This is a genomic window from Nocardia citri, from assembly GCF_054065835.1.
Window position 1 is genome coordinate 1 of the sequence record NZ_JBSUQM010000048.1, and the last position, 10,059, is coordinate 10,059.

Genomic DNA, 10,059 nt, shown 5'->3' on the forward strand with positions numbered 1-10,059 from the left:
ACCACTTTGACCCCCAGGTTCCCATCCAGGTCATCTGCGCACGTCAGGCACGTTGGGCATACGAGCCGTGTTCTCCTGCGACCAGGCGCCACCGTCATCGGATATGCGGGTCGTCGACAACGACTTCGTTTGCTTTGTCGGACCTGTTGACCCCCCACTGGATGAGCTCGCGCCTGCTCTGGATCGACTTGTCGGGAACCCTCAACGAGATGAGGCCAACGACGTTGGCTCGGACCACGGGTGTCGCTTCACTGGGTTCGTCCTGGTCGGCTACAAGGGAGATGACTAGGACACCTCGGGTGTCGCTCTTCCCAAGACCATCGATCGCCTCGCCCTTCGCTACCGGGCTGGCTGAGAGGATGTTGCGCTTGTTCTCTCCGGTGAAATCAATACGCGGAGGATTCTGTCTCCGCTTACGCTTCCAGACAGGCGCCTCAAGACCGAGCTCGTCGAACCAGAGCATCCGGCCGGGCGACTGGCGCTGTGGCCAAATGATCGCCCAGTCTTCGATTCGCTGCTTCTCAGTGGCGGTCTCGATGGCGGTGCGAAGCGGCGTGATAACGCGGTGGTATTCCGGGTGCCACATCAGCTTGTCAAACAGCGCAAGGAACTGCTTGCCGCTAATCAATCCCACGCGAGCCTGCTGACGTTTCGTCTGGCTGTCTGCCGGGTCGAAATACGGAAGCGTGACTGTCGCCGTAGTGAGGTTGAGCAGCGGCAGGATGACCTGCTCAAGATTCATCTTGTGCTTGCTTCTCTCCTCACGGCTCGGAACGGAGGACAGCTGATGGAATGCTCCAACGGACGCGCGTGCCCTCACGACCGTGTTGAACATCTTGTTTCTGGCCGTCGGCTTCAGCCAAGGCAGGTGCTGGCTGACCAGCGGCGGGACCTGATGAGGCAGCATGATTGGCTTGCCGTCCTCGTCAAGGCCCGCGAATTTGCCAAGCTCGTCGCGGAACGCCTCCTCGTCGAGGAGCAACGCCTCGAACGCCTCATACAGATCCGATGGTCTTTTTGGTGACCTTCTGACGCGGCAGGTGGCCGCACTTCGACCCAGAAAACGAGGTGTACTCCGGGGACACGCTGCCGGTCTGGGACTGGCAGGCAATGACTTTCGTCGATCCCGACACCCGTCGACCACTCCAAGGGTGGGATGAGGCGTTGGACATCCTCGATACCGTCGATGACCTCGAGCCCGCCTACGTCGCGCGCTTCGGTGAACGCATGGACCCCGGCCACATCAAAGGCCACATCCCCGGCCAGAAAGCCGACGCCGCCATCGGCTACGTCACCAAGTATCTGACCAAGTCCGTCGCCGAAGTCCTCGAAACCGACTCGGTGCGCACCGCCATCCACTACGACCGCCTGCACAGCGAACTCCAGCACACCCCGTGCTCGCCGCGCTGCGCGGTGTGGCTGCGCTACGGCATCGTCCCCAAGGGCGCCAGCGAAAAAACCGTTCCCGGTAAGTGCCGGGGCAAAGCCCATCGCCGCGACACTCTCGGGCTGCCCGGTCGCCGCGTGCTGGTGTCACGTCGCTGGTCGGCAAAGACGCTGCCCGATCACAAGGCCGATCGCATTGAGTTCGTTCGGCAACTGCTGGCCTCGGTCGGCATCGTCAAACCCGACACCTCGCACCTGATCGTGCGACCGGTCGAACCCGGCGACCACTCCGCACCACCCAGGGACCACGTGATCCTCGGCGAGATCGCCCGACGAACAGCCTGGCGTGCCGAGTACGACAGAGCACTACTCGCGGCGGGACCACAAGCGTGGAAAGAACATTCGGCAATCAAGCAATCAGCGGCATAGGGGGCATGGAGATGGCGCAGTTACTCACCGAACAGGACGTTCGGAAGCTCATCCCGGTCGGTCACAGCAAGTACTACGAACTGATCGGCTCCGGTGCTCTGCGGTCGGTGAAGATCGGCCGTCGTCGCTTCGTCACAGAGCAGGCGGTGGCGGACTACATCGCTGAACTCGACCAGGCGGCTTGATGCCCAGGCAGCGAATGTCCCCCGGTGAGTGGGGGAAGATCACGGTTACCCAGTCTGGTCCCGGCAAGTTCACGGCATCGACGTATGTGCGCGATGCGGACGGCCAACGCCGGAAGGTGGTTCGCACCGGGACCAGCGCTGAGGATGCTCGGCGAAATATGGTGCGGCACTTGAAGAAGCGGACCACACCGACTGTCGGCGCTGTCGTCAGTGAACGCACGTCGTTGTCGGAGTTGTTCGCGATTTGGCTGGCGAGTAAGACCAAGTTGAAGCGCCAGTCCGCGGACCAGTATCGGCAGGTGTGGGCCCGGCATGGGGAGAAGCCGTTGGGGGCACTCCGAGTGCGCGAGTTGCCAACGAGTCGGGCTGAGCAGCATCTCGCCAAAGTGGCCGATCAGTCGCGGTCCAACGCCAAGATGCTGCGGGTGGTGTTGGTGGGCATGTTCGCTTTGACGGTCCGGTATGACGTTCTCGCGGTGAATCCGATCCGGGAGACCAGCCGGACGGCGGGCAAACGGTCCGGGGCCCGCGCGCTGTCGCCGCAGGAATTCGCGAAGGTGCGTAAGGCGGTGCGCGCCTATCGCGATCGGGCCAATGGGTATGGGCCTCGTCCCGGTCGGCAACTACCGGAATTCATCGACGTATTGGTTTCGACCGGGTGCCGGCCGAATGAGGTGCTGTCGTTGCGGTGGTCCGATGTCGACCTGCTGGCCGATCCACCGACCATCACGATTGCGGGCACGATTATCGACCACGGCGCGATCAAGGGCACAGCGTTGCATCGGCAGGAGGAGCGCAAAGGTGACGCTCCCGATCACACCTTGATTCTTCCCAAGCTGGCGGTGCAGGCGTTGACAGCGTTGTCCGGCGAAGGGTCCGATCCTGATAGCCCGGTGTTCAGCAACCGTGATGGCGGGTGGATGAGCCTGGCGAATCTGCGTCGCTCACTGCGTGCGGCGTTGCCCGAGGACCTGCGGTGGGTGACGCCACGTAGCTTTCGCCCGACCGTTGCGACGGTGGTTCGCGACGACCTCGGCCCGGCAGAGGCACAGGCACAGCTGTCACACGCGAAGCTGGCTACGACCGAACGTCACTACCTCGAACGGCGCACGATCGGCCCCGACGCGAGAGAGGCGCTGGATCGCTACATCGAAGGAAAGTAGTAAGTCGTTTGTAGTAGGAAAGTAGTCGATTCGGCTCGATCTGCCTGGAAAGCGATTCGGCCCTCTACCTGTTTGCACTGGTAGGGGGCCGATATATGCTCCCCCATCTGGACTCGAACCAGAAACCTGCCGACTAGCAGAACACTGGACTATCACAGACAACACCGGACAGTCAGTTGTTCGTCAAATTCATTGTGGCGCACCACGATTTTGACCGGATACACGATCTAGAACAACTCCAGGCAACTGCACACAACCGGGACGGTCGGCGACATTGTGGAGACTTCCTGGCGAGCAGTTCGATTCCGCCCTGGCGCAACGACAAGTGCTCCCGTCAGCGCAGCGACCTCTCTTCACGATGTGTCGCTGGTGGGCACTACCGTCTCGACTATGCCGGTGCCCGCCAAGTCAGTCGAAACGGTAGGCTTCGACAGCTATCAAGGACCGGATACTCAGCGGGTGGTCGGTACCACCAGTTGTCGACTCGCTCTGGGGGATTGACCTAATGACAACATCATCCGCTGCCCTCACCGTCTCGATCACAAGCGCAGGCATCGCGTTGAGCGGGATCATCTGGCAAATGGCTCTGTACAGGTTGTCCGGCGTACGGCTTCGGGGTGCAGCTAGTCGATCGAACGGCAGGAGGAGGCGAAGGCCAGATGTCCAGTGGTCAGCTTGAATCGAATAAGGAGCTTTAATGGAACCCGAGTCGGGACGCAGCGATATTAGTAGGAGGGTAAAATTAAAGACTGCCCTTAGAGGCGTGCATATAGTTGTCAGTCATAATCTGGCACGTAGTTATCTGAACCCCTTTTCGGCTTGCAGGGATGAGCTGGACGAAATTTTCACCGCAGGCGATATCAAAGCTATTGAAAGAAGTGTAATTCGCCATAGTTTTGCAATTGTAATCTCCGGATTCCGACTCCTTACCATCGCCATATGGCTGGCGGTTCAGATATCGTTGTCTTCGATCTTCTTGGTCATTTCTACTATGGGCTACCTGCGACTTCCTGGATATTCCTATATAGGGATGCTCTTCGTGTTCGTGATGTCGGCATGGTGCTTCTATGAATATTTCCGCTACGGATTCAAGATTCGTCGAATCCCTCGAAGGTTTGTACCTGATAGGCTAACCACAATAGCTTATTTCGTTACGGCTATCGCGGTCACGGGTTCTACAGCTGCCGGATTTTTAATGACCATTCCGAGTGGTCGACCTGCGGTGCAATGTATTGGAAACATAGCGTCGATGCTGGCGCTGACCGCAGTTAGCATTGCGATATCCGTTTTAATGTCGAGTTGCGTACTGATATTTGCCATTCGTTTCATTCCACACTTCAATGAGAAGTTGATGTTGGGAATGCTTCCCGCGCTCAATGTCCTACTGAAGTGCGATGACCTCGGAGTTTCCGTGCGTGAGCGCAGGAGCCTGGTTCGTGATCTAGAAGCCTTGGCGAAGCATATCGAAATCAGGCTTCCTAAAATGCTTGGCGTGACTGGAGAGGGAGATCCAAATTATGCAGTTTTCAGGAAAAAGGCTGCCTACGTGAGGGATTTGAAACCCTGGATTCTATTCTCCAAGTCGGATACTGAAAAGTATCTGAAGCGAGAGATGGCAGTCATAGTGGGCGCCCTAGGCTGCGGCAGGCTTGACCATTTGAAGCTCTCGGACAATGTGCACGGTGGAAAAATAGGATGGCGACAAAGAATCCTTTTATTTCTCCGTCAGCTAGTGGCTGCTGTGATCCCGGGCGGCCTATTAGCTGCGCTGAATGTGGCCCACGTAACGTTACCGGATGAGTTAAGAGTGGCATGGTCGGTGGCGAGCGTGGTGTGGGCTGCGGCCTTTTTGCTCACCGTCTTGGATCCCAAACTCAATGAACGTGTTGTCGGAGCAAAGAACCTCCTAGACATGCTGAGGGGACGTTGAGCTTCGGCTATTGCGAACTGACACCTACTGAATCCCGCACTGAGCGTGCGCTCGCGCTGAGTGGGTCTCTGCTGACTTCTCTTCCCCGTCCTTCCTCATATTGGCCATCTCTCAGTGGAAGACGGACGTGTCAAGGATGCCGATAGGCACCGCGTAGCGGACACCGGAGGTGGTCCTTGACTCGTTCGGCTGGAGCGAGACCATCGGGCCATGAGGAAGGTGGGGGATCTGGTGACCCTCATCACGCGGATCGCGCTCGAACTGGTTGTTCGGCAACAGGGTTCGCGGCACTATCGAGGGATGAGCGAATCGCGTCAGTCCGAAGTGGTTGAGGTGGAGTTGCGGCGGCTGTACGAACGGGACGATCCGGATAGTGATAGCTGGGCCGCGACGTGGGGCCTGGAGGATTCGGACGAGGGCATCGACGACCAGGCGGACGACGTTCGGAGGCTCGTGAACGACGTCATCAACGATATCCGGCGACGTTGGGGTGCCGACTATGACCTGACGATCGAGTGGTCCGTGGACGGCTGGAAGGCGAATGAGGAGTTGGAGTCGCTCGGTGTGGCGCTCCCGGAGGAACTGCCCGCACCCTGATCCGACACCTGAGTGACCGGAAGCTGATGAGCCGTACTCGACCGGAGAGTCCAGTTGGGTGCGGCTCTTCCTGTCGGCAGTTTCGATCACAACCACGGCCAGTTGACCGGGGGCTGGGGCCGGCCGTTCCGAGATCCGCTGCGGGCGGCAAGCGGGGGTACGGCTGGCGTCGCGCCCAGCACTGCTCGGTTGTGCAGAAGTGAGCCGATCGAATCGGGGAGCTCCGGGAGTGGCGCAGCGTGCCGCCGACGCACCGACGCGCCGCGGGCGACGCCTCATCAGCACGCGTTGCGCGTCGAAGCGCGGCGGCGGCGCGCAGCGCCGTTGCCGCGCTCTTGATCCTGTATGGCTAAATTCGGCAATAGTCGGCGGAACTTGCGTGAGTGGCATGAAAGCCGTTGGCCGTCAGTCTGGTCGAGCTTGGTACGAGACAGATTGTCCCGGTCAGCGAGCTGTCGAGTGCTACGGTTGAGGTGGATATCCACCTGTGAAGAAGATCGGGCGGTTTGATGTCGCAAACCAAGCACGAGTCCCGTTTGGCTGATGTGTTGCGGGCCTACATGCGAGCGCATGGGTTATCGACGCATGAGGAGATGGCACGCGTTCTGGGCGTGGACCGAACGTTGGTGTCGAAGTACCTCAACGGAACACGGTCCTGCCGGGACGTCGATCAGCTTCGACTTTTCGCGGAGGCGATGGATTTACCGCCGGAGACGTTCGGGCTGATGAGCCCGGCTGGCTTGGCGCAGGCGGAGCGAGACGAAGAGGTCACGCAATGGCGCCTGGTCCGGCAGACGTTGAACCGTAACCGTCACGCATTGACTGGGGCCTCGGCCCGGCTGTACTGGGATGCTCTGCCGATCGAGGGGACGACGTGCATTACCCGGCCAGGCTGGATGGCGTCAGAACCTCTCGACCTGGATGCGGTCGCGCTTACCTTCGAGGAGGATGCTCCGCCGCCCGAACTGAGCGGTAGTGAGGTCGAGTCGGCGCCCTATCGCCCACGGCGCCTGAATGGGCAACGGTTCATTCGCTACAGCCAGGCGATCAGGTCGATCGCGCAACCATCTCTGTTCGAGAACCGCACGTCGTATCGGCTCCTGAATGCCTCGTTCGACCAGAGGGGGGCGCGGATGTCGTTCGGATTGACCACCTACTTCGACATGGTGGACGTGTGTGAGGTGATCGCTCACGAGACGGCTGCGGCCTGGATCTCGGCGCAGCGCGGGAAGATCGAGCTCGATGGTCTTCCCTTCCGCCGAAGGGTCGGTGACTTGTTCGATACCGGCCGCCGGCCGATCCTTCCGAGCATCAACACCCTGACGATCCGGCGCGCACCGGAAGGCGACACTTTCTTCCTGCACCGCCGGGGCTCCACGATGGTCACGTTGGCTGCCGGTCTTACCCACATCATTCCAGCGGGTGTCTTCCAGCCCGCCGCGATCGGACAGGCAAACATTGCGCGGGACTTCGACCTTTGGCGGAACATGCTGCGCGAGTTCTCGGAGGAGTTCCTTGACTCACCTGAGCATGACGGGAGCAGCGGGACGCCTGTCGACTACGACACCGAGCCTTTCCGGACGCTGTCGGAGGGACGGCGAACCGGGGGCGTGCGGGCCTGGTGCTTCGGCATCGGGATCGATCCGCTCGCTCCGGCCGGTGAAATTCTGACCACGGTCGTTGTCGATTCGGAAGTGTTCGACGCGGCCTTCCCTCAGATTGCACCGCAGAATGCCGAAGGTGAGTTGTACCCGTCGGACCCTGGAACTGTGGGTATCGCATGGACCGGCACGAACGTGCGTCGCGCCCTCAACCGTGAACCGCTGGCCGCCGCTGCTGCGGCGTGCCTGTCCTTGACCTGGAAGTACCGCGACCTTCTGATGCCTTGATGCGATGATGGCTCCGTGCGCGTACTGGTGACCGGAGCCAATGGCTACGTCGGCCGTGCTGTCGTGGCAACCCTGCAGGCTCATGGTTATGAGCCGATCGCCATGGTCCGGAACGAAGGGGCAGGCTTCGACGGGGCCGCGAGTGTTCGTGTCGCCGACCTGCTCGACCCTCGTTCCCTCCGGCACGCGGTCCGGGATGTCGATGTGGTGTGTCACCTCGCTGGGCTCACGCGGGCGCGAGAATCGATGACCCAGCCGCTGCGCTATTTACGGGTGAACACCGGTGGCACGATTGCGCTGCTCGACGCGATGCAGGCGGCCGGCGTGCAGCGGATCGTGTTCGCCTCTACTGGCGCCATCTATGGCACACCGGACCGCCAACCTATGACCGAGGATTTGCCGCCAGCACCGCCGCACCCCTATGCGGCCAGCAAGCTAGCCGCCGAGTTGGCCATCGAATCACAGTGCATGGGCCGCAACCTCGCAGCTGTGATCATCCGGATGCTGAACGTGGCAGGCGGTAACGATCCAGACCCGACCCGTCTGATTCCCCGTGCTCTGGCAGCCGCAGCCGGAACCGCGGTCCTAGCGGTGAACGGCGACGGTTCCACGGTCAGGGACTATCTGCACATCACCGATGCGGCTGAGGCATTTACCGCTGGTGCTGGACACGTTCCTGATCTTGGATGCTCAGCTACCTTCAACATCGGTAGTGGATCTGGCACCAGCGTGTCCGATGTGATCACGACGGTGGAAAACGTTACTGGACAACGCGTTTCGATGGAGAATCGCCCACCGGTTGAGGAACCGCCTAGGTTGGTCGCCGACATCTCAAAGGCTGCGGCCGAATTGAACTGGAAACCAAGACATTCCGATATCGAGACCATCGTCCGAGATGCATGGTCCTCCGACGTGGCAGGGTTATGACCTCCGATCGGAAGCTTCCGCATCGCTTCTGACCTACTCGTCATCCCTCGCTGAGTTCGGCCGCGAGGGGAACGCATCGGTGTCACCCGCCAGCCAGCGCAAGAACTCGATCACGTGCGCGTTCATGTTCGAGCCCACCTGCTGCACGGCGTCCTGAGCCCGCCGGTATAGATCCGGGTCGGGTCGATATACGCGCGCGGGGTGCTGGTGCTTGCTCGGCATGAATCCGAGCATGTCACGGTGGCTAGCCAAGAGTCCATCCATGCTGTACATTTTAAGGTGGCTAGCCACCGTGACCTGCTGTGACAATCTGGCACCGGGGAATCGCCAGCGGTCAATCAGGCTGAAATCAGCCAATCAATCCATTCACGAGGAGATGACGAGATGGCTCTCAAGGATGTGTGGTTCCGCCCGGATTTCCACGAGGCGTTCCCGAAGGGTCTGTTCCTGCTGGGTGCGGTTCAGGCGGTGACGGAGTTCAGCACCGATCGCAACGCGCCGAAGCGTCAGAAGGTCGATCTCGATGACGACGGCAACGGCACCGGGAAGCGCATGTGGAAGGGCACGGTCACCGATCCGACCGCCCCGAACGCGAAGCAGGCGAGCTTTGACGTGGTGTTCATCTGCGATGTTCAGCCTGTCCCGGCTGCTGCGGAGATCGTGCCTGGCATGACTTCGATCGAGCTGGAAGGTTTGCAGATCAAGCCGAAGGTCGCGGGTTCGGGGGAGTTCAAGTCGATCGGCTGGAACGTCCGAGCGACCGGTATCAAGGGCGACAACTCCGGTTCGAAGCAGGCACCGGCTGATCCGGGTGCGGCGCGTCCGTCCGGTTCTAAGGCGGCGTGATGAATACGGCGGGCCGGTCGGTGGGGATGCGTGTGGCGCGCTGGTCCGCCGTCATCATCATCGCGGGTGTTGGGGCGGCGGCGTTCCGGCTGTCCTTCGCCACCCTGCGGGACCTCGCGGTCCTCGCCCATATCCCCGCCAAGGATGCGTGGCTATTCCCCGTGATCGTGGACGGCACCATCATCCTCGCAACGCTCGGTGCGGTGGTGCTCGCGAAAAGCCCTGAGCGGCGCTGGTTCACGTGGGTGCTGATGGTCGGGGCTGCGGTCTCGGTGGTCGGTAACTCCCTGCACGCGGTCGCTGCTGGCCGTGAACTTCCCTGGTGGGCATCGGCGCTGGTGGCTGCTGTCGCTCCTATCTCGCTGCTCGTGGACACCCACGGCCTGGTCGTGTTGTTCCGTGCGGCACAACGCGAGTCGGCTTCGGAAGCGGAGCCGTCACCCGTCGCCGAGCCTGGAGAAGGGCAGGAAGTACGGGCCGATGTCGCTCCGACTCCTGCACCCGTCCCGGTTCCGGTTCGCAAGAAGTCTCGGCCGCGGCGTGATCCGGCGACGGTCGCTCGTGCGGTCGCTATGCGGGCCGACGGCAAGTCCTACACCGAAATCGGTAGGGCGCTGGGTGTTTCGCCTAGTACGGCGGCGAACTATGCGTCTACTCCCGCACCTGCTACTGCGGCGGTCGAGTCTCGTCCGCTGACGTCGGTGGCC

Annotated in this window: 11 protein-coding genes; 9 read left to right on the plus strand and 2 right to left on the minus strand. The window is 61.1% G+C overall.

Annotation, left to right across the window (positions count from 1 at the left end; all coding sequences use genetic code 11):
• Nucleotides 1-94: 94 nt before the first annotated feature.
• On the minus strand, nt 95-982 hold the full coding sequence (locus tag ACW2Q0_RS30740) for a hypothetical protein (protein WP_457194428.1): 888 nt from the start codon (nt 980-982) through the stop codon (nt 95-97).
• Nucleotides 983-1,068: 86 nt separating this feature from the next.
• Here ACW2Q0_RS30740 and ACW2Q0_RS30745 point away from each other — a divergent pair, with 86 nt between their 5' ends.
• The 7 genes from ACW2Q0_RS30745 to ACW2Q0_RS30775 all read left to right on the plus strand — a co-directional run bounded on the left by ACW2Q0_RS30745 (nt 1,069) and on the right by ACW2Q0_RS30775 (nt 8,506).
• A complete protein-coding gene (locus ACW2Q0_RS30745) occupies nt 1,069-1,815 on the plus strand; it encodes a replication initiator (RefSeq protein WP_457194429.1) in 747 nt (248 codons plus the stop codon).
• Between the two features lie 11 nt (nt 1,816-1,826).
• Entirely contained in the window at nt 1,827-2,000 is a 174-nt protein-coding gene (locus ACW2Q0_RS30750; RefSeq protein WP_457194430.1) for a helix-turn-helix domain-containing protein, read from the plus strand.
• Complete coding sequence (locus ACW2Q0_RS30755) at nt 2,000-3,163, plus strand: site-specific integrase (protein WP_457194431.1); 1,164 nt, start codon at nt 2,000-2,002, stop codon at nt 3,161-3,163. Before ACW2Q0_RS30750 ends, ACW2Q0_RS30755 begins: the two co-directional genes overlap by 1 nt.
• A 697-nt stretch (nt 3,164-3,860) precedes the next feature.
• Entirely contained in the window at nt 3,861-5,093 is a 1,233-nt protein-coding gene (locus tag ACW2Q0_RS30760) for a hypothetical protein (protein WP_457194432.1), read from the plus strand.
• 210 nt (nt 5,094-5,303) lie between these two features.
• The gene (locus ACW2Q0_RS30765) at nt 5,304-5,690 is read left to right on the plus strand and encodes a hypothetical protein (RefSeq protein ID WP_457194433.1); all 387 of its coding nucleotides are present in this window, start codon (nt 5,304-5,306) and stop codon (nt 5,688-5,690) included.
• A 509-nt stretch (nt 5,691-6,199) separates the two neighbouring features.
• Nucleotides 6,200-7,579, plus strand: a complete 1,380-nt coding sequence (locus ACW2Q0_RS30770; RefSeq protein WP_457194434.1) for a helix-turn-helix domain-containing protein — start codon at nt 6,200-6,202, stop codon at nt 7,577-7,579.
• Between the two features lie 15 nt (nt 7,580-7,594).
• Complete coding sequence (locus tag ACW2Q0_RS30775; RefSeq protein WP_457194435.1) at nt 7,595-8,506, plus strand: NAD-dependent epimerase/dehydratase family protein; 912 nt, start codon at nt 7,595-7,597, stop codon at nt 8,504-8,506.
• A 33-nt stretch (nt 8,507-8,539) separates the two neighbouring features.
• Here ACW2Q0_RS30775 and ACW2Q0_RS30780 read toward each other — a convergent pair whose 3' ends face one another.
• Nucleotides 8,540-8,863: a hypothetical protein gene (locus tag ACW2Q0_RS30780; protein WP_457194436.1), complete on the minus strand. Its 324-nt coding sequence runs from the start codon at nt 8,861-8,863 to the stop codon at nt 8,540-8,542.
• A 27-nt stretch (nt 8,864-8,890) separates the two neighbouring features.
• Between ACW2Q0_RS30780 and ACW2Q0_RS30785 the strand changes: the two genes are divergently transcribed.
• Together ACW2Q0_RS30785 and ACW2Q0_RS30790 are read left to right on the plus strand one after the other, a co-directional pair.
• Nucleotides 8,891-9,352: a hypothetical protein gene (locus tag ACW2Q0_RS30785; RefSeq protein WP_457194437.1), complete on the plus strand. Its 462-nt coding sequence runs from the start codon at nt 8,891-8,893 to the stop codon at nt 9,350-9,352.
• Nucleotides 9,352-10,059 (plus strand): DUF2637 domain-containing protein (locus ACW2Q0_RS30790; protein ID WP_457194438.1); only part of this gene is annotated, 708 nt, incomplete at its 3' end. The genes ACW2Q0_RS30785 and ACW2Q0_RS30790, both read left to right, overlap by 1 nt.

What these genes read in the sequence shown, in the direction of transcription:
- ACW2Q0_RS30755 (WP_457194431.1), top strand. Translation starts at nt 2,000, where the DNA reads ATGCCCAGGCAGCGAATGTCCCCCGGTGAGTGGGGGAAGATCACGGTT.
- ACW2Q0_RS30760 (WP_457194432.1), top strand. Translation starts at nt 3,861, where the DNA reads ATGGAACCCGAGTCGGGACGCAGCGATATTAGTAGGAGGGTAAAATTA.
- ACW2Q0_RS30765 (WP_457194433.1), top strand. Translation starts at nt 5,304, where the DNA reads ATGAGGAAGGTGGGGGATCTGGTGACCCTCATCACGCGGATCGCGCTC.
- ACW2Q0_RS30750 (WP_457194430.1), top strand. Translation starts at nt 1,827, where the DNA reads ATGGCGCAGTTACTCACCGAACAGGACGTTCGGAAGCTCATCCCGGTC.
- ACW2Q0_RS30785 (WP_457194437.1), top strand. Translation starts at nt 8,891, where the DNA reads ATGGCTCTCAAGGATGTGTGGTTCCGCCCGGATTTCCACGAGGCGTTC.
- ACW2Q0_RS30770 (WP_457194434.1), top strand. Translation starts at nt 6,200, where the DNA reads ATGTCGCAAACCAAGCACGAGTCCCGTTTGGCTGATGTGTTGCGGGCC.